Source organism: Pseudoduganella sp. jia 12 (genome assembly GCF_055502675.1).
On the sequence record NZ_JBUXKP010000002.1, the window covers coordinates 111,083 to 130,322 of the forward strand.

Consider the following 19,240-nt stretch of genomic DNA (forward strand, 5'->3'; position numbering starts at 1 on the left):
AGCCCGCAGGCTGCCGTTTCTTCAGTGCGATGCGCGCTTATTTCACGCCATGCATCAGCTTCTGGATCAGTGGTGCCAGCAGGAACAGCAGCACGCCGCCGATCACCAGCGACCAGAAACCGAAGTTGTAGCCGGACAGCGCCGATTCCACCGACATGCCCGATTCGCCGGAGACGTGCGAGGCGAAGATGCCGGACAGGTTGTTGCCGATGCCGGTCGACAGGAACCAGCCGCCCATGCCCAGGCCCACCAGGCGCGTCGGCGCCAGCTTGGTCACCATCGACAGGCCGATCGGCGACAGGCACAGTTCACCGATGGACTGGATCACGTACACCATGAACAGCGTCCAGAACGGGATCTTGCCGTCGACGACCATCGTCTTCAGCGCGAACACCAGCAGCAGGAAGGCCAGGCCATTGAAGATCAGGCCCAGGCCGAACTTGCGCGGGATCGACGGTTCGACGTTGCGCCGTGCCGTGAAGATCCAGATCGCCGCGATGATCGGCGCGCACGTGATGATGGCGATCGAATTCACGCTCTGGAACCAGGCGGTGGGGAAGATCCAGTCGCCGAAGGCGCGGTTGACGATGTTCTCGGCCAGGAACGTGAACGAGCTGCCGGCCTGTTCGAAGAACATCCAGAACAGGATGTTGAACGCGAAGATGATCATCATCGCCCATACTTTATCGCGCGCCACGGGGCCGTTGCGGTAGCCTTCGACCAGCAGCATCACCGCCAGCAGGATGAACAGCACGGTCAGCACGCCCTGCAGCTGCTGCGCGCCCACGGCCAGCAGCGCGAACACCACGGGGATGGTGGCCAGGCAGCCTGCGATCACGTACAGGATACGTGCCGGGCTCGCTGCGTGCTGTTCCGGCATGCCGATACCTTTCAGCTCCTTGCGGCCGAAGAAGAACCACACCAGCGAAATCAGCATGCCGATGCCCGATGCGATGAACACCACCTTGTACTCGGGCATGTCGCCCGTGTTGAATACATACTGGGCCAGGTGCTGGGTCAGGATCGGTGCGATGAACGCGCCGGCGTTGATGCCCATGTAGAAGATCGTGAAGCCGCTGTCGCGGCGCGAGTCGGCCGCGGCATACAGCTTGCCGACCATCGTCGAGATGTTCGGCTTGAACAGGCCGTTACCCGTGATGATGGTGGCCAGGCCCACCTTGAAGATGGTGGGATCGGGCAGGGCGATCATGAACAGGCCGGCCGCCATGAAGGCTGCGCCGACGAGGATGGAACGCTGGTAGCCGAGCACCCGGTCGGCTACATAGCCGCCGAAAAGCGCCGCCGCATAGACGAGCGCGAGATACGAACCATAGGTGAGGTTTGCGTCGGCCTCACCGGAAGCCGCGCCACCGTGGAACTGGGCGACGATATACAGCACGAGCGCCCAACGGATGCCGTAGAACGCGAAGCGCTCCCAGAACTCCGTCATGAACAACATCCACAGTGGAGCGGGATGCCCCAAAATCTGTTTGAATTCGGGGATGGCCGTTTCTACTGCCTTGCTTGAACCGCTCATGCGGCATCTCCTGAAAAAAATCCGCCATTGTAATGGAGCGACAAAAATTGTCGACGGATTCATGTGGTGCAGCGCAGCAATATGGTTCGTTTGAAAAGATTGCCATCCTTTTACGACGCCGATGTCGTATATTGACAGCCATACGGGGGCAATATGTATTAACTCAATAAAGGATGTACGCACCATGGAACAAGGCTTTGTCGATACCCTGATTTCACCCGAAGGCAAGCTCGAAGTACTGTCGAAAGCAGAGGTGGTAAAACTGCTCGATAGCGGCAAGGGCGGCCTGTATAAAACCTTCCGCCAATGCGCGCTGGCCGTGCTCAATTGCGGCAGCACGATTGACGACGGCAAGGAATTGCTGGACCGTTACCAGTCGTTCGATATCAACATCATGCAGCGCGAGCGCGGCATCAAGCTCGAGATCAAGGGCGCGCCCGCGATCGCCTTTGTCGACGGCAAGATGATCAAGGGTATCCACGAACATCTGTTCGCGGTGCTGCGCGATATTGTTTTTGTGAGCAACGAAGTCACCGACAATCCGAAGTTCGACCTTGCCAGCACCGAAGGCATTACCGACGCGGTCTTCCATATCCTGCGCAACGCCAACGTGCTGCGCCCGCAGACCAACCCGAACCTGGTGGTGTGCTGGGGTGGCCACTCGATCAATCGCGCCGAATACAATTATTCGAAGGAAGTGGGCTACCAGCTGGGCCTGCGCGCGCTCGATATCTGCACGGGCTGCGGCCCCGGCGCGATGAAGGGCCCGATGAAGGGCGCCACGATCGGACACGCCAAGCAGCGCTTCACCAACGGCCGCTACCTCGGCATCACCGAGCCGGGCATTATCGCCGCCGAATCGCCGAACCCGATCGTCAACGACCTGGTGATCATGCCGGATATCGAGAAGCGCCTGGAAGCGTTCGTGCGCACTGGCCACGGCATCATCGTGTTCCCCGGCGGCGCGGGGACCGCGGAAGAGATCCTGTACATCCTCGGCATCCTGCTCCATCCGGAAAATGCCGAGATCCCGTTCCCGCTGATCTTCACGGGTCCGGAATCGTCGCGCGACTACTTCGCGCAGATCAACGAGTTCATCGGCGTCACGCTGGGCGAGGAAGCACAGAAGCGCTACAAGATCATCGTCGACGATCCGGAATCGGTGGCGCGCGAGATGCAGGAAGGGATCAAGCAGGTGCGCGAATACCGCAAGGCCCGCAGCGACGCGTATTACTTCAACTGGGCCTTGCACATCGACGAGGAATTCCAGCGGCCTTTCGCGCCCTCGCATGAAAACATGCGCAACCTGAAGCTGCACAGGAACCAGCCGGTGCACCTGCTGGCTGCGCACCTGCGGCGCGCCTTCTCCGGTGTGGTGGCCGGCAACGTGAAGGCCGACGGTATCCGCGCCATCGAGGCGCACGGCAACTTCGAGATCCACGGCGACGCGGCGATCATGGAACCGATGGACCGGCTGCTGGCATCGTTCGTGGCGCAGAGCCGGATGAAGTTGCCGGGCAAGGCGTATGTGCCTTGCTACCGGGTGGTGATGTAAGGATCAAAACCGGTGAGAAAACCGGTGACAGACACCGGTTTTCCAGAAATATTCCAAAAGAACCGGTGCCTGTCACCGGTTCTGTTTATGTGCGGCCGGGTTACAGCGCGCGGTAGGCGAAATCGCCCAGCGTGACCGATCCCTTGCCGGCGCAGTAGATTCCCACCTTCAGGCTGAGGAAGCCGCCGAACACATTGTGGTGGATGCCCGAGACTTCCATGCGCAGTCCGTGCAGCAGCCAGCTCCTGCCGCCGTCGTACGAGTAATGGAAGGTGACCACGTTGTCCACGTTGGTCAGCCGCACCCGCACGCTCTTCGTGGCGCGCTGCGCGCGCATCCACTGCTGCTCCTCGGCGTATTCCCATGTCTTGACGGTATCCGGCGTGAAGCCGACGCCGACGAACGCCTTGTGGTTATAGAACAGCAGCAGGCCCGCTTCGGCGGGGCCGTCGAGTTCCAGCGTCACTTCGGCCTGGTATGAGCGGTCGCCGACGCCGCAGGTCAGCGGCGCGCTGTCGGCGGGCGTCGTGCCCTTGCCCTGGATGCGCAGGCCGGGTTGCAGGTAGCGCACGCGCGCCATCTCGTCCGGTTCCGGGTCGTGGAAGCTCCACTGGACGCCGAAGCGGTCGCGCGTGAAATCGTCGGACAGCGGCTGGCCGCTGGGGCGCGCCTTGATCTGCCACCCATCCTTCCCGCGGGGTTTCGGCAGCGGCTTCGACAAATCGCCGCCCTTGGCACGGAACCAGCCGTCGGCCGTCCATTCGATCGGCTCCAGCAAGGCCTGGCGGCCCAGCGTGCGGTAGCCGTTCTCGTAGCCGTGGTAGACCATCCACCAGTCGCCGCCCGGACCTTCGACCAGCGTGGCATGGCCGCGCGACCACCACGGTTCGGCGGTGCTGACGGTGCGCACCAGCGGATTGTGCGGACAGTGCTCCCACGGACCGTGGATCGACTTTGCGCGCGCGGCGATGACCATGTGGCCGGTGACCGGACCTGCCGTGCCGCCCACCGCGGTGACCAGGTAAAACCACCCGCTGTGGCGCAGCAGTTTCGGGCCTTCGGGCGCGAAGTTTTCCACCACCCAGTCTTCCGGATAGCGCCATGGCTTGTAGGCTTCCTCCAGCTTGCCGGCCGTGGCCAGGCCGTCGTCGGTGAGCCGGATCTTGCGGATGCCGTTGACGAACAGGTAGCGCTTGCCGTCCTCGCCCACGATGTGGCCAGGGTCGATGCACCCGGCGATCTTCAGGTCGACCGGATCGCTCCACGGGCCTTCGATGCGGTCGGCCCAGATCGCGTAGATCGACCAGGCATTGCCATCCGGTGCGGCGGGGAGGTAGATGAAGTAGCGGCCATCGTGCTTGCACAGGTCCAGTGCCCAGATCGTGCCCAGCGGTTTTTTCAGCGCGGGCCCGACGGGCGCCCAGTTCACCAGGTCCGTCGAATGCCAGATCACGATGCCGGGATACGAGTAGAACGACGAGAACGTCATGTAGTAATCGTTGCCGTCCTTGAGGATCGTGGGATCCGGATGGTCACCCGCGACGATCGGGTTGATGAACGTGCCGTCGCCCAGGTCGGCCTTGCGCTGGCCTTCGATGCCGCGCGCCCATCGCGGTGCCGCCGGCACACTTTGCGGCGCGGCCGGCTGACCAAGCACGTGCGCGGCGGGGAGGGCGGCGGTGCCGGCGAGGATGGTCTTGAAGGCGTTGCGGCGGGACTGGTTCGTCACTGCTGTCTCCGGATCGTTATTGTCGAGGCTGTGGCAGGTTAGCTGAAAACGATTTCAGCGGCAATGCGAAAGCCGGACATCGGGAGAATGGTTTTTCAGCACAGCGATGCATGAGTCCGTGTCCCCGTGCCAGGCACCGGGACGCGAGCTCAGGCACAGAATGCGGTGTCCTCGTGCCAGGCGCCGAGACACGCGAAAGCCGGGAATCCGGGGGATGGTTTTTCAGCACAGCGATGCATGAGCCCGTGTCTCCGTGCCAGGCACCGGGACACGAGCTCAGGCACAGAATGCGGTGTCCCCGTGCCAGGCACCGGGACACGGACTCAGCCACGGAAAGGCGAAAAAAAACGCGCGGTGGAAGCCGCGCGTTTCGGGGGAGGGCAGGGAGACGTCAGTCTTCCTTGCGCAGGTGCGGGAACAGCAGCACGTCGCGGATGTTCGGCGAATCGGTGAGCAGCATGATCAGCCGGTCGATGCCGATGCCGCAGCCGCCGGCCGGCGGCATGCCGTATTCCAGCGCGCGGATATAGTCGGCGTCGTAGTACATCGCTTCGTCGTCGCCGGCTTCCTTGGCCGCCACCTGGGCCAGGAAACGGGCCGACTGGTCTTCCGCGTCGTTCAGCTCGGAGAAGCCGTTGGCGATCTCGCGGCCTACCATGAACAGCTCGAAGCGCTCGGTGATGCCCTTGCGGGTGTCCGATGCGCGTGCCAGCGGCGACACTTCTTCCGGGTAGTCGATGATGAACGTCGGTTCCCACAGCTGCGCTTCGGCGGTTTCCTCGAACAGCGCCAGTTGCAGCGCGCCCAGGCCCGAGTGGGCGTGCGGCTTCACGCCGAACTTCTTCAGTTCGGCCTTGATGAACTCCGCGTCTTCCAGCTGCTCGTTCGTATAGTGCGGCGCGAACTTGTTGATCGCGCCGACGATCGTGAGGCGGTGGAACGGCTTGCTCAGGTCAAGCTCGCGGCCGCCGTAGGTCAGCACCGCGGAGCCGTGCGCATCGACGGCGGCCTGGCGGATCACGGCTTCCGTGAAGTTCATGATCCACTGGTAGTCCGTGTACGCCGCATAGAATTCCATCATCGTGAATTCGGGGTTGTGACGGATCGACACGCCTTCGTTGCGGAAGTTGCGGTTGATCTCGAACACGCGGTCGAAGCCGCCCACGACGAGGCGCTTCAGGTACAGCTCGGGCGCGATGCGCAGGAACATCTGCATGTCCAGCGCATTGTGGTGCGTGATGAACGGCTTGGCCGCCGCGCCGCCGGGGATCGTGTGCAGCATCGGCGTTTCCACTTCCATGAACTCGTTTTCCTGCATGAAGCGGCGGATCGACGAGATGGCGGCGGTGCGCGCCTTGAACGTGCGGCGCGTGTCCTCGTTCATGATCAGGTCCACGTAGCGCTGGCGGTACTTCGTTTCCTGGTCGGCCAGGCCGTGGAACTTGTCCGGCAGCGGGCGCAGCGACTTGGTCACCAGGCGCAGTTCGCTGACCTTGACGGTCAGTTCATCCGTCTTGGTCTTGAACAGCGTGCCTTTCACGCCCAGGATATCGCCCAGGTCATAGGTGCGGAACGCTTCCATCGCCGCTTCGCCCGTCGCGTCCAGCGTGACGTAGATCTGGATGCGGCCGTCGCAGGCCTTGCCGGACGAATCCTGCAGCGTCGCGAACGCGGCCTTCTTGCCGGCTTCGCGCTTGAGCATCATGCGGCCGGCCAGCACCACGGGCACGGGCTCGGCTTCCAGTTCCTCGCGCGACTTGCCGGCGAATTGCGCCTGCAGGTCGGCCGCCTTGTGCTCGGGGCGGAAATCGTTCGGGAAGGCGATGCCCTGTTCGCGAATGGCGGCCAGCTTGGCGCGGCGCTCGGCGATGATCTTGTTGTCGTCGAGGCCCGGCGCCTGGTCCTGGGGTTCCGCTTGGTTTTCGGTCGTCATGATTACTGTGCTTGTTGAATGTTGTTGGTCGTGTCGAACAGCGTGGCGATGTCCAGCTCCGAGAAGTCGCGTGCGACGCAGATGACGTTGTCGAATTCGGCGAACGCCTCGGCCGGCAGCGTGGTGGTCAGCACCACGGCCCGCATGCCGGCGCGGCGCGCGGCTTCCACGCCCAGCGGCGCATCCTCGAACACGATGCAGTGTTCGGGTGCCACGCCGCAGCGTTCGGCCGCCAGCAGGAACACGTCCGGATTCGGCTTGCCACGGGCCACGTCGGCCGCGCCGACCACCGCGTCGAAGTGCCGGCGCAGGTCCAGGCCATCGAGCGTGAACACGATGTTGGCCGGCGGCGCGGCCGTGGCCACGGCCAGGCGCACGTCCTGCTCCTGCGCCGCTTCGATGAACTGCTCGAAGCCGGCCACCGTTTCCAGGTGCGGCGCGTACAGTTCGCGGTACAGTTCTTCCTTCTCCGCGTCGAGCAGCACCGTGTCGTCCTTCGTCAGGTCCGCGCCGAGGTAGGTGCGCATGATTTCATGGCCCTGGCGGCCGGCGGTCGCGCGGAAGAAATCGTCCGCGTCGATCGCATGGCCGCGCCGCTCGAAGAAGGCCACCCACGATTTCGTGTGGAAGGCCATGTTGTCGACGATCGTGCCATCCATGTCGAAGATGAAGGCGCGGGAAGCATGATGGGTCATGCGTCAGACCCCTTGCTTGAGCGAGGCGGCGATGAAGTCGTCCAGGTCGCCGTCCAGCACGTTCTTCGTGTTGCCGGTCTCGAAGCCGGTGCGCAAGTCCTTGATGCGGGACTGGTCCAGCACGTAGGAGCGGATCTGGTGGCCCCAGCCCACATCGGTCTTGGAGTCTTCCAGCTTCTGCTGCTCGCTCATGCGCTTGCGCAGTTCCTGCTCGAACAGCTTGGCCTTCAGCATTTCCATCGCCTCGGCCTTGTTGCGGTGCTGCGAGCGGTCGTTCTGGCACTGCACGACGATGCCGGACGGCGCGTGCGTCAGACGCACGGCGGAGTCGGTCTTGTTGATGTGCTGGCCGCCGGCGCCCGATGCGCGGTAGGTGTCGATGCGCAGGTCCGCGGGGTTGATCTCGATCTCGATCGAGTCGTCCACTTCCGGGTAGACGAACAGCGACGTGAACGACGTGTGGCGGCCGTTGGCGCTGTCGAAAGGCGACTTGCGCACGAGGCGGTGCACGCCGGTTTCCGTGCGCAGGTGTCCGTAGGCGTAATCGCCCTCGACTTTCAGCGTGGCTGTCTTGATGCCGGCGACTTCACCGTCCGACTGTTCCATCACCTCGACCTTGAAGCCCTTGCGTTCGCAATAGCGCACGTACTGGCGCAGCAGCATCGACGCCCAGTCCTGGGCCTCGGTGCCGCCGGCGCCGGCCTGGATGTCGACGAAGCAGTTGTTCGGGTCCATCGGGTTGTTGAACATGCGGCGGAATTCCAGGCCTTCGATGACCTTGGCGATTTCCGCCGTATCGCCGATGACGGATTCCAGCGTGTCGTCGTCGTTTTCTTCCTTGCCCATCGCGAACAGCTCGGCCATGTCGGCCAGGTCGCTTTTCGCTTTCGCCAGCGTGTCGACGATGGCTTCCAGGGCTTTCTTTTCGCGGCCCATGTCCTGGGCCTTCTTCGGGTCGTTCCAGACCGCCGGATCTTCGAGTTCGGCGTTCAGTTGTTCCAGTTTCTCCGACTTCACATCGAAGTCAAAGATACCTCCGAAGTTCGTTCTCGCGGGCCGTCAGGTCAGCGAGCTGGGCGGCGAGGGAATTGATGCGTTCTGCTTCCATGATTTTTATGTCTCTTGAGGGCGATCAAACCTCCGATTATACCCTAGGCGGCGACGCGCCCGGGCTGCCCATGCCCGGGCGCGTCGCCCGGCCCTCAGCGTCGCGTGAACGTGGCCAGGAATCCGGCCAGGGACGACAGGGCGAATGTGTACAGCACGACGAGAACAGCAAACCCCAGGCTCGTCGGCATGTAGCCCATCCAGCGCCATTCAGCCAGGCCGAACTGTTCCATCAACGGCGTTCCGAGCAGGAGGGCAAGCAGCCCCGGCGCGGCGAGCGCCTTCATCAGCACACCGGGGCTCGGGCTGGTCGTGACGAAGTACACAAGAACAAAATAGAAGAGCGTGATCGCCCCGGTCAGCGGGGCGCACCATTGGCGAACGAACATACGGCCTCCATGCATTGGCCGGCAGTGCCGGCGGGAGGGCGAGTATGCGGGCGTCCAGGCGCACGGGCACTGCGCGGCATCACATCCTGGCAATGATGGTTGCTGCATGGATACTTCCACCGTGACCGCCACCAAAATCACCAGCATGGCTTTCGAAATTTGCCAATGAGCTGCCAATGAGCTGCCGGTCGTTTACGGGAGTTAAACGATTAACTAGAATCGGTACCAACCATATGAGGGCGCCCATGCAACGAAGAGATTGCCTTATCACCTTGTCCATGGTGGCCCTGTCGGCTGCCGGTTGTGCCGGTGCGCCACGCGGCAGGCAAGCGGCCCCGATGCTGCCGCAGGAGGGCAATCCGCTCAACGGCGAGCTGGCGTCCTATCGCCGCTGGCTCAGCGGCAGCACCGACGCCGCCACGGCGCTGGCCGAAGACCGGCGCCTGGCCGACCACATCGCCTCCTGGCAGATGCCGCATGGCGGGTTTTACAAGGAAACCAGGTGGTACGCCCACCCATGGAACGGCACGGCGCCGCGTTCCGGCTGGTTCGGCGCCGGCGGTGCCGAGCTGGGCACGATCGACAATGGCGCCACCGTTGCCGAGATCTGCGTGCTGGCCGATGTGTACGGGCGCGGCGGCGATACGGTCCATCGCGACGCGGCGCGCAGGGCGATGGACTTCCTGCTGCGGATGCAGTACCCGTCCGGCGGCTACCCGCAGGTGTACCCGGCACGCACCGGCACGGTCTACTCGAACAACGTCACGTTCAACGACAACGCCATGGTCCGCGTATTGAAACTGCTGGACGACGCCGCCAGGCAACGGCCCCCGTTCGTGGGCGACGTCTTTACGGACCGGCAGCGCACCCGCATGGAAGACGCGATCGGCCGCGCCGAGGATTTCATCCTGAAGGCGCAGATCGTCCAGGATGGCGTCAAGACCGTGTGGTGTGCCCAGCACGACCCTGTCACGCATGTGCCGGTCACGGGCCGCTCGTTCGAACTGCCGTCGAAGAGCGGCCAGGAATCCGTGCTCGTGATCGCCTTCCTGATGAGCCGCCCCCAGACCCCCGCCGTGGCCGCCGCCGCGAAGGCCGGCGTGGCCTGGTACCGCCGCAGCGCGGTGCAGATGCGGGACATGGCATTCGACCCGCATGCCACGCGGCCCACGGGCGCGAATCCGTTCGTGCACCGGCCGGGGGCGACGAGCTGGTACCGCTTCTACGACCTGGCCACGGATACGGGCTTCTTCTGCGGCCGCCAGCCGACCGACAAGCCACCGGGCGTGGGCAAGCAGTACGACATCATGAAGATCGGCGTGGAGAGCCGGTACACGTACCAGTGGGGAGGGCACTACGGGGACCGCATTCTTCCTTATGCCGGACGCGTAGGGTATTGAGATGGAGCGCGAACGGCGCCGTCCGGGCGGACAGCGCCAGGCGGTCATCAATGCTGCTTGCGGCGCAGCGCGATGCCCAGCATGCCCATGCCGGCCAGCAGCATGCCGTACGTCGCCGGTTCCGGGACCGCCGAGATCGTCAGCGTGTAGGCGCCGGAGCCCTGGTATTCGGTCAGCGCATACGTGCCGGGCGCGTACGACGGGGTGAGGCCGTCGCCGGCATAGATTTGCGGGCCATCCGCCACCAGCAGGTATTCCCCGGTGACACTGTCTTCCAGGCTGAGGCCGCCGCCGAAACCGCCGTAGAAGAACGATACGTGGGCGTATCCGGAAGCTGCGCCGTCGTACGAGCCGGCTATGTCATAGTAGGTGAGCCCAAGCTGCTCGATCACCACGTCGGGTTCCACGTCCGTATCGAGTTGCCAGGTCGCGGAATAGTCACCCGTGACGGTGAACTGGTACAGGTCGGCCTTTGCTGCGCCTGTGAACAGAAGTGCTGTCGCGACCGCGGTGGTGCCCAGGAATTGCTTCAGTTTCATTGTGTGCCCGTGAGTTGGTGGTTGTCGATATGCTGCCCTTGTAGAGCAGTATTGAGGTTATCACGTTGCAATTGATCTATTGTTCAGTTTGCTGTTTTTTCGTCATGGCGATAAATATAGTCTGGCCGTCACGCCATTCCTGCCGCCTCTTGTCCGTGCACCCATCCGTTGCGTATCATGACCTTTTCCTTTCCTCCTTCAGTAATGAAAAATCCGGTCCTGATTTCCCTGCCGCTTTTGCTGGCCGGCTGCACGGTTCTGCCTTCCGGCGTGCCCGCCGGCAGCCAGGCCACGGTTGCCATCCTTGAAACGACGGACCTGCATGGCAACGTGGTCAGCTACGACTATTACAAGCTGTCGCCCGAACCCACGCTGGGCCTCGAGCGCACCGCCACGCTGATTGCACAGGCACGCGCCGAGTTCCCGAATAACGTGTTGCTCGATAACGGCGACACGATCCAGGGCACGGCGCTGTCCGATTACCAGGCCATCGTCCAGCCGCTGGACTGCGGCGAAACGCTGGCCATCTACAAGGCCTTCAACGCGCTGGGCTACGACGGCACCGGCATCGGCAACCACGATTTCAACTACGGCCTCGCGTACCTGAACCAGGTGTCGGGCAGCCGCTTCGACGTCGACGGCGTCACCGCCACGCAGGCATGCGCCGGGCCGAAGTTCCCGCAGGTGCTGAGCAACGTGGCCAGCACCAAGTCGCGCCAGCCGCTGTTCGCGCCGTACGCGATCATCGACAAGCGCATCGTCGCCACTGCCCCGGACGGCACGGCGGTGCTGGCCACGCTGCGCGTCGGCATCATCGGCTTTACGCCGCCCACGATCCTCACGTGGGACAAGCGCTGGCTGGAGGGCAAGGTGTACACCACCGGCGTGCGCGAAGCGGCGCAGCGCTACATTCCGGAAATGCGCGCGAAGGGCGCGGACATCGTGGTGGCGATCTCGCACGGCGGCCTCGATGCGGCGGCGTACTCGCCCACGATGGAAAACGGCAGCTGGCACCTCGCGCAGGTGCCCGGCATCGACGCGATGCTGATCGGCCATTCGCACCAGGTGTTCCCGAACGCGGCCAGCACCGTGCCGCAGTTCGACCTGCCGGGCGTGGACAAGGCAAAAGGCCTCGTGCACGGCGTGCCGACCGTGATGGCGGGCCTGTGGGGCAAGCACCTGGGCGTGATCGGCCTGCACATGGCGTGGAACGGCAAGGCCTGGGTGATCGACAAGGAACGCACCACGGTAGAGGCCCGGCCGATCGCTGCCGGCCGCGATGCCGTTGCCGCCGATCCCGCGATCGCGCCGCTGGTGCGGGCCGAGCACGAGGCCACGATCCGCTATGTGAAGACACCGATCGGCAAGACCGACTTCCGCATGTCCACGTATTTCGCCGACGCAGGCGACGTCAGCGCGATCCAGGTCGTCAACGAAGCGCAGGTAGCCTACCTGCGCGAGTACGTGAAGGCGAACCTGCCGCACTACGCGCAATTGCCGGTACTGTCGGTATCTTCGCCGTTCAAGACCGGTTCTGCCGGCGTGACGGACTATACCGACGTGCAGGCCGGCGCCATCGCGCTGAACAACGCGGCCGACCTGTACCTGTATCCGAACGCGCTGTACGGCGTGATGGTGGATGGCGCCGGTCTGCAAGCCTGGCTGGAGAAGGCGGCGGGGCGGTTCAACACGATCGACCCACAGCGCACGGAGCCGCAGGAACTGGTGAACACCGGCTTCCCCGGGTATAACTTCGACATGCCGTCCAGCACCGAGCTGCAATACGAGATCGACATCACCCAGCCGCCCGGCCAGCGCGTGAAAAACCTGCGCTTCCGCGGCATGCCCGTCGGCCCGGACCAGGCGTTCCTGGTGGCGACGAACAACTACCGCGCCAGCGGCGGCGGCGCCTTCCCTGGGCTCGACGGCAGCAGCACGGTGGTTGCCGCGCCTGACAACAATCGCGATGTGCTGATCGAATACATCCGCAAGCAGGGAAGCCTGACCCGTGCTGCCCACGGCGACAGCCGCAGCTGGCGCTTCGAGCGCGTGGCAACACAGGGCCCGGTGGTGTTCCACTCCGCACCCGGCAAGGCAGGGCTGGCGCGGGAAGCCGGCCTGGACAATGTGCGCGAGCTGCGCCCCGACGATGGCGGCGGCAAGGGCTTTGCGCTCTACGCGATCGACCTGGCGCGATGAAGGGGGCCACGCTGGCGCTGGCCGCGCTGCTGCTGGCCGCCGCTCCGGCATTCGCGGCTGACCTGGCCTCGGCGCATGCGGCGCTGGCCGGGCCGCCATCGGGGTGGCCACGGGCGCTGGCCGATTTCGGGAGCGCCGCGCGGGCGGGTGACGCGCGCGCCGCCTACTGGGCCGGGCTGATGGTCCGCAACGGCAAGGGCACGGCGCCCGACAGCGCGGCCGCCATCTGCTGGCTGGAGCAGGCCGCCCGCGGCGGCGTACCCGAGGCCATGTTCTTGCTGGCCAATATGCTGATCGCGGGCGAGGGCGGCGCGGCCGACCCGGTTGGCGGCCATGCGTGGCTCGAGCGTGCGGCTGCGCGCGAACACCCGGCCGCGCTGCAGCAGCTTGCGCAGATGTCGCACGAGGCAGGGGACGGCGAACGTGCCAGCGCATTGCTGAAGACCTTGGCGCATGCGTTGAAACATGGTCGATGACGGTATCGGGTGGTTCGCTGGGAGCGCTGGGGTCTGGCCATGCGCATGAAGCCAGCAGCCAGGACGCCACGGAGACGCTGTTGCCTTGACGTTGGACGACACATCCGCTTGCACGTGGAGGGTACCTAAATCAACTGCTTAGAATGTTCTGCGACAGATCCAGTTGCACGTAACGACACATCTGCTTGCACGGTGATCAGAAAGCGACACAACTACTTGCACGGTTTTCTGCAACAGGCATTTGCGTAGACTCTTCAAGGCCCGCACCGAAACTTTGTCTGTGTGGCTACCAAGAACTATCTTTCCGCCGTCAGGGGAGCGCCTTCTTATTACCAATACGGTGTTCGTATTCTAAAAGTCATCGTACGGTAGGCATTGGCAGCGCTTGTATGTGCTTCTCATCCGTAAGCGTCGCCCCAGCACCGTCTTGAGCTGACTGCCGATTTCCTAGATGATGGCATTACACCGCTGGGAAGCGGCGTGTTTTTAGGCAGGTGCCAGCTGCCCGGCGCAATGCCAGGGCAGGAACTCGTCAACGCGGTTGACGGGATGATCGGCGATGTGGGCTAGCATATGGCGCAACCAGGCTTCGGGGTCGACACCGTTGAGCTTGGCCGTCCCGATCAGCGAGTAGAGTGCGGCTGCGCATTCGCCACCCGGTGTCGGCGCCGGTGAACAGGTAATTGCGCCGACCGATAGCAACGCCGCGCAGCGCGCGCTCCGCGGCCGAGTTATCGATTTCAATCATCCCGTCGTCGCAGTAGCGGTAAGAGGTTCCTGAGCGGCGTTGTATCGTTCGTTTTTTCAAGCCGGAACAATCCTCTCCGAGTTCAACGACACGGAGCAGGGCATGGAAAAGCTGGAATCTCCTCAAAGGAAGCCGCCTGGCGTACCCGCTTGCTTCGGCATGCGCAGAGCGGCAAGACCATCGCTGCCTTCTGCCAGGATGCATCGGTGTCGACGGCCAGCTTCCATATTTGGCGGCCAATCCCACGCAGCCGGCATTCAAGCCGAACTCATACTCGCCCCCCCGCAATGCCAAGCGCGCCTCGGGCCATCAATTACAGATGGATTGTTACTTGTGTTACGCGTGACATTGCTTCTAACCTGAAACTGCAGCGATTAGATAATACCGGTTCAGCAAGTCGACGGACCTTGTGCGGCGGGTGCCGATGCGAGCAACTGGCTGGCATGAGGCAAGCAAACCACCGTGTAGCCAATTGAGCGTGACCACATGCGACAAGCGAGATCAAGATGACCCCAACAACGCGTTTCCCCCCGAAGGTTGTAAGACGCGCACTTGTTTCAGTCGAGACAATTGTCCAGAAAAGTGCCAATACTCCTACTCAACTCATCAATTTCGATGTTGATCCGGCGTTACGGAAACAGCTGACCCACTTCTACGGGGCGCTCGCGCGAGACGTCAAGGTGTTCGTCACGGGCGAGGAATTGCCTGGGATGCCAGAGGCATATTGCGAAGCACGGACCGTTGTTCTGCAGCGCCGAACCCTTGAGCGTGGACGTGACAATCTGCATGCAGTGCTGGCGCATGAATTCGCGCATGTGGTTCAGCAATGCACCTGGCACGCCGGGCCGGGCGGTCTGTTGTCGGTGCTCGACAGTGACGAGCTTGAAGATGAAGCAGATCGTGCTGCCATGGCCTTCATGGCTGGAGCGGTATTACCACCGTTGACGCTCCTTGCCCCGAATGAATTCGGTGGCCGGGCCATTCGGCAGTGTCAAAACCATGGTGGCCTGGCCCAGCATACACTCGACAAGACAAGGACATGGCATCCGCCGAATGCTCCTGCAACCCATATTTATGCTGCCACCGCAAGCCGCAACGAGATATGGGCGAGCCGCCAGTTGGCATTGGCTCGCACTAAAAGTCTCGCAGGCGTGAGTCGCAATGCACGGCGGACATACCATTGCGTCGCTCTAATTGCACACAATGAAGGGGCGCAGATCAGGTGCCAAGTGCCTGCTGGCGATGCCCGGCAAGGAAGGCTATTCGATTACGGCGGTGGTCCCCGAGGTCGATTGTTGATTGTTGAGCACACCAATGACCTACATGCCCAAGTGTCATGGGGCAACCCGTTACTAGCTAGAACGCGCGTCGGCCACTTTCATATTTGCACCTATGGTCAGCATAACGACTTGGATAACAGAAACTACAGTCCGCAACTGAACCCCGCTCTCCCAGGGGCCCCATACCGTACCTGGCAATCGTTTGATCGGGATTTGATGTTCATGCCGTATTTCAGCCTTCCATACACGGCGGGATTTCAAACCGACGTGGCGCTACGCAACTACGTTCTCGATGCCCATTTTGGTGAGGCAGACAGCGACGCGCACCATATTTATTACCAATAAGATCAGTGATTGTTTCGGCTTGGCAATTCCGTAAATGAGCGAAATACGGCGCACCGGTTGCCGGCGTAAGACGCCCGAACCGGCGAACTTCCCTGCGGCACCCCAAGCTTTTCCAGAGCCTGTGCCGAAGCGCCGACTTTCCGGAGATCATGCAGCTGCGCGCCACTAACAGGAGGATCGTGAATATGCCATTTCGCAACCCATTTAAATTTAACTTCGAGAATGGGGACCTGATTTATGGTCTCGCTCCAGAGCGGCCGAAATTGGTCAGCCATTTTGGTGAGCAGATCATTAACGCCGGGGGCGTCGCTACGGTCGATCAATACCGCAAGAGTCTGGTGGAGCAACGTGGCCCGGCAGCCCATAAGGTTTGGCAGGAATTTCTTCGCGCTAATGAGGTGCACAGAAAACATAGTAAGTACATGGTCATGATTCGTGCCTTCAATTGTGATGAGGAATTATCCGCTGGAAGTGCCACCCCTGAAAAAGTAAATGCCGCCTGGCGCGCCAAGTCAAAATTCGGAATGGCATGGACGATAGGCCAGCAACGCGGGCATATTCATTTCGTACTCGATAGCATCGATATGGGCGCAGTCGTTACGAAGACCCACCTTTTTGAAGGCGAAAATGGTGCTGTGCTGGCCCGTGATAGGCCGCATGGCAAAGCACTTGACACCAATGATAAAGAACGTACGATCACGCATTCGGAATTGCGCTGGATTTACCGAAACCGGGACAACCCGTTGGTGCAAGAAAGGGTGCAGTTCTGGCAATTAGCGGGATTTATTCGACCGTGCGTTCCACCCTGGGACAATCACGTGAACATGACATCGTCTCCGTCGGGTAGAGTAATTTCTTGGGCAACGGCCTGGCGTGAATATGCGCCGGCCACCGTGAGAGCAGCTTTCTAGGTTCTGGCGGAAGCCCTTGCCGGGGGCTTGCATCCCGCGCCGTGCTCGATAGGTTGGCGAGCGTCGGGCTGTTCAAAGCCTTTAGATCCGTCGGCACGCGTGAGTTCGAGCTCTATCTAGACGTCGAGAACATGCTCGAGGGCGCTGCGGGGGAAGCGAGCGCCCAGGAACGCGTTGACGACATTCGTTGTAAGCTCGCTCGCCTCGTACGCCGCGGCTCGACTGTGCACTTGCGCCGCATTGTTCCAACAAGCTATCCCGGCGCTGCCGCGATTGCAAACGAAGCACGTACCGCTCCCGGAGGCCTTGCGTGATGGCTTAATAGTCACCCACGCAAGCGATTTATCGTCGGCCGCCGTTGAAAGGGAGGCAGCGACGCTCGTTATTTCGGGCTGCATGGACGATACGTATGAACTGATGGGTATCAGCCGCGATCTACGGACCGTACATCCGGAGGCAGCATTACATACGTCAGTCCGATTTTCAGGGCCAGCAGTGACTTGGAACGTCGGCGCGTGGAATCGAACTTGACTTTCGGCGACCAGGGGCCAAAAACATTCGCTCTTCTCGCCGTAGTTGCCATCGATCTGCCGCCGTGTGCGCCGGATCACAGTTGGCAGCGCGAGTTTGCGCGGTTGCAGGAATTGCGCTACTGGTGCGACGTGGCTGGATACGAGGTCCCCACGCTGATCGCCGAGCGTATCGAGCTGCTCCGGCTGGCGCCTAGCGCAGGATTGATGAACGACCTTTTCTGGTCGCCACCGGGCGGAGCTCCATTAAAGCTCGCTGCGGATTTCACGCTGATCCCCACGTACGACGGCTGCCGTGCCATTAGCCAGGCCGATACGTTTGCGATCATCGCTTCGCTGCTCCACAAGTATCGTCAAGGCATCACCAAGAAACCGAAGCTTGTATATAAAACATATGAACGCACAGTAATTTCGCCGGAGAGCTTCCAGAGGTTTAGTGACGGCGTAATTCAGGCAGCGTTTCTTCGCGCGGCGCGGGAAGGAGAAATCGCCTACGGCAATTGCGATGAAATCGTCAGCGAGCGGATGCTCGCCTTCCAGTCGGGCGAAGTAACTGCCGCAGGGCAGGGCGGCGGACCCGCTTTAAAGGAATACCTGGTTGCTCTGATGGTGGGGCGATTGACACTGCACCCCAACCATGTACTCATGTTTCTAAATAAAGTGATCGATTCCCGCATCGCAGAACACATCACTGTGGTCGCGCAATTTCTAGTGGCGCGACTGAACAAAAACGGCGCGGAAGTGGGGCTTAGTGACGCTGCACTTGAGTCAATCCTCTGATCATTCGCGGGTGCTGGGCTGGTGCGGGTGCAGGTGGCCATCCACCTGAGACAGGCGCGGTGTCAATTTATCGAACGAAGTGTTGCGCCTTGCAGTCGTTGTGTTGACACGAACCGACCTGGTTCGTCGCATTAACGCTGGGGCAGACGTGTCAGAAGTGCAGCCTCACCATGCATTCCCCTTGGATCCAACGATGTGCCTAGACTCACCGTGCAACTGCTTATGTCGTTGCGTGCAAAGGGATGTGTCGCTAGTGCAAAGGGATGTGTCGTCCAACGCTTGACTGCGCTTGCGCCCCGGATCAGCGGCCTGACGCGTGTGCCCAAGCGGCCGGCAAGAAGTACGCGGGAGCGACCAGTCGCTGGAGCGCTCTCTGAACGATTGCAGGTTATCCTTCCCGACCGTGCCGGACGATCAGGAAGGGCGGAAGATAATGTGGTCTACTTCGGCATTCCCTTGCTGTGTCTGACACGTTGACCGCCAAACACCAGTAGCGCGGCCATCAGCATCGTCCACGTTGCAGGTTCCGGCACAGGTGCCGGCGCGATGTCCAGTTGCGATACTTGGGGCTGATCCCACTGGCTGGCGCTCCAGATACCCGCCACACCGCTTGTCGCGTAGTGGAAATCAATCCATTCATTGGTATCACGGTGCCACCTGAGCCAGAAGTCATCCGTTTCAGTGTAGATCGCACTTCCCGCGTCTGGGTCGTTCAGCACACCCGAAATCATGACGGTGTTCCACGGAAAATCGCCCGGGGGCGAAGTCTGCGTCACGACATGAACTTCATCGACCGAGTACGCATGTCCCAGGATGGTCAAGTCGATGGCGGTTATTTGATGGATCGGTCCGAACAGCGAATCCGCTTCCCAACTGATGGTCCCACTCACTGTTTCGACGGGAGAGCCACTCTGAAAGCCGCCCATCGTGAAGGTTGCAATGTAGGGCGAAGCGGTTGCGGCGCTGCACGTCGCCAAGCAAATAGCAGCGCCGGTTACAAGCCTGGACAACATGGATGGCATCTCAAACCTCCCGTAATTTTATGTCAATAAATTGTAGCATTGCTAATATTTATCTCATAGCCAAA

General features: G+C 62.0%; 16 protein-coding genes and 1 pseudogene. 8 read left to right on the forward strand and 9 right to left on the reverse strand.

Translation table 11 applies throughout. The features are described from left to right. Positions 1 to 37: 37 nt before the first annotated feature. The gene (locus tag ACY65G_RS03665) at positions 38 to 1,459 is read right to left on the reverse strand and encodes a peptide MFS transporter (RefSeq protein WP_464996462.1); all 1,422 of its coding nucleotides are present in this window, start codon (positions 1,457 to 1,459) and stop codon (positions 38 to 40) included. Positions 1,460 to 1,721: 262 nt separating this feature from the next. Between ACY65G_RS03665 and ppnN the strand changes: the two genes are divergently transcribed. Beyond that, positions 1,722 to 3,092: a nucleotide 5'-monophosphate nucleosidase PpnN gene (gene ppnN / locus ACY65G_RS03670; protein WP_464996003.1), complete on the forward strand. Its 1,371-nt coding sequence runs from the start codon at positions 1,722 to 1,724 to the stop codon at positions 3,090 to 3,092. Between the two features lie 100 nt (positions 3,093 to 3,192). Here ppnN and ACY65G_RS03675 read toward each other — a convergent pair whose 3' ends face one another. From ACY65G_RS03675 to ACY65G_RS03695, 5 genes are all read right to left on the reverse strand, one after another. Continuing rightward, positions 3,193 to 4,821: a family 43 glycosylhydrolase gene (locus tag ACY65G_RS03675; protein WP_464996004.1), complete on the reverse strand. Its 1,629-nt coding sequence runs from the start codon at positions 4,819 to 4,821 to the stop codon at positions 3,193 to 3,195. Between the two features lie 391 nt (positions 4,822 to 5,212). Next, positions 5,213 to 6,754 (reverse strand): lysine--tRNA ligase, encoded by a 1,542-nt coding sequence (gene lysS / locus ACY65G_RS03680; RefSeq protein WP_464996005.1) that lies wholly within the window; start codon positions 6,752 to 6,754, stop codon positions 5,213 to 5,215. 2 nt (positions 6,755 to 6,756) lie between these two features. Further along, a complete protein-coding gene (locus ACY65G_RS03685; RefSeq protein WP_464996006.1) occupies positions 6,757 to 7,449 on the reverse strand; it encodes an HAD family hydrolase in 693 nt (230 codons plus the stop codon). A 3-nt stretch (positions 7,450 to 7,452) separates the two neighbouring features. After that, a protein-coding gene (gene prfB, locus ACY65G_RS03690) for a peptide chain release factor 2 (protein WP_464996007.1) occupies positions 7,453 to 8,557 on the reverse strand; the annotation gives its coding sequence in 2 pieces (ribosomal slippage) (positions 7,453 to 8,475 and positions 8,477 to 8,557; 1,104 coding nt in all). Positions 8,558 to 8,651: 94 nt separating this feature from the next. After that, on the reverse strand, positions 8,652 to 8,945 hold the full coding sequence (locus ACY65G_RS03695) for a hypothetical protein (protein ID WP_464996008.1): 294 nt from the start codon (positions 8,943 to 8,945) through the stop codon (positions 8,652 to 8,654). A 245-nt stretch (positions 8,946 to 9,190) separates the two neighbouring features. Here ACY65G_RS03695 and pelA point away from each other — a divergent pair, with 245 nt between their 5' ends. Next, the gene (gene pelA, locus ACY65G_RS03700) at positions 9,191 to 10,345 is read left to right on the forward strand and encodes a pectate lyase (RefSeq protein WP_464996009.1); all 1,155 of its coding nucleotides are present in this window, start codon (positions 9,191 to 9,193) and stop codon (positions 10,343 to 10,345) included. A 47-nt stretch (positions 10,346 to 10,392) separates the two neighbouring features. Here pelA and ACY65G_RS03705 read toward each other — a convergent pair whose 3' ends face one another. Further along, complete coding sequence (locus ACY65G_RS03705; protein WP_464996010.1) at positions 10,393 to 10,884, reverse strand: PEP-CTERM sorting domain-containing protein; 492 nt, start codon at positions 10,882 to 10,884, stop codon at positions 10,393 to 10,395. Positions 10,885 to 11,088: 204 nt separating this feature from the next. On the opposite strand from ACY65G_RS03705, the gene ACY65G_RS03710 reads away from it, so the two are divergent. Both ACY65G_RS03710 and ACY65G_RS03715 read left to right on the forward strand, forming a co-directional pair. Next, positions 11,089 to 13,083, forward strand: a complete 1,995-nt coding sequence (locus tag ACY65G_RS03710) for a bifunctional 2',3'-cyclic-nucleotide 2'-phosphodiesterase/3'-nucleotidase (RefSeq protein WP_464996011.1) — start codon at positions 11,089 to 11,091, stop codon at positions 13,081 to 13,083. After that, entirely contained in the window at positions 13,080 to 13,559 is a 480-nt protein-coding gene (locus ACY65G_RS03715) for a tetratricopeptide repeat protein (protein ID WP_464996012.1), read from the forward strand. Before ACY65G_RS03710 ends, ACY65G_RS03715 begins: the two co-directional genes overlap by 4 nt. 486 nt (positions 13,560 to 14,045) lie before the next feature. Here the strand turns inward: ACY65G_RS03715 and ACY65G_RS03720 are convergent. After that, positions 14,046 to 14,322, reverse strand: a pseudogene (locus ACY65G_RS03720) (transposase domain-containing protein); the annotation flags it as partial. 101 nt (positions 14,323 to 14,423) lie between these two features. Here ACY65G_RS03720 and tnpA point away from each other — a divergent pair. From tnpA to ACY65G_RS03740, 4 genes are all read left to right on the forward strand, one after another. Next, positions 14,424 to 14,783, forward strand: coding sequence for an IS66 family insertion sequence element accessory protein TnpA (gene tnpA, locus ACY65G_RS03725; RefSeq protein WP_464996463.1), 360 nt, complete (start codon positions 14,424 to 14,426; stop codon positions 14,781 to 14,783). A 30-nt stretch (positions 14,784 to 14,813) separates the two neighbouring features. Beyond that, positions 14,814 to 15,932 carry an eCIS core domain-containing protein gene (locus ACY65G_RS03730; RefSeq protein WP_464996013.1) on the forward strand — a complete coding sequence of 373 codons (1,119 nt, stop codon included), beginning with the start codon at positions 14,814 to 14,816 and terminating at the stop codon, positions 15,930 to 15,932. A gap of 149 nt (positions 15,933 to 16,081) precedes the next feature. Beyond that, complete coding sequence (locus tag ACY65G_RS03735) at positions 16,082 to 16,843, forward strand: hypothetical protein (RefSeq protein ID WP_464996014.1); 762 nt, start codon at positions 16,082 to 16,084, stop codon at positions 16,841 to 16,843. A 527-nt stretch (positions 16,844 to 17,370) separates the two neighbouring features. Beyond that, positions 17,371 to 18,153, forward strand: a complete 783-nt coding sequence (locus ACY65G_RS03740) for a hypothetical protein (RefSeq protein ID WP_464996015.1) — start codon at positions 17,371 to 17,373, stop codon at positions 18,151 to 18,153. Positions 18,154 to 18,593: 440 nt separating this feature from the next. Here ACY65G_RS03740 and ACY65G_RS03745 read toward each other — a convergent pair whose 3' ends face one another. Continuing rightward, positions 18,594 to 19,175, reverse strand: coding sequence for a PEP-CTERM sorting domain-containing protein (locus ACY65G_RS03745; protein WP_464996016.1), 582 nt, complete (start codon positions 19,173 to 19,175; stop codon positions 18,594 to 18,596). Positions 19,176 to 19,240 lie beyond the last annotated feature (65 nt).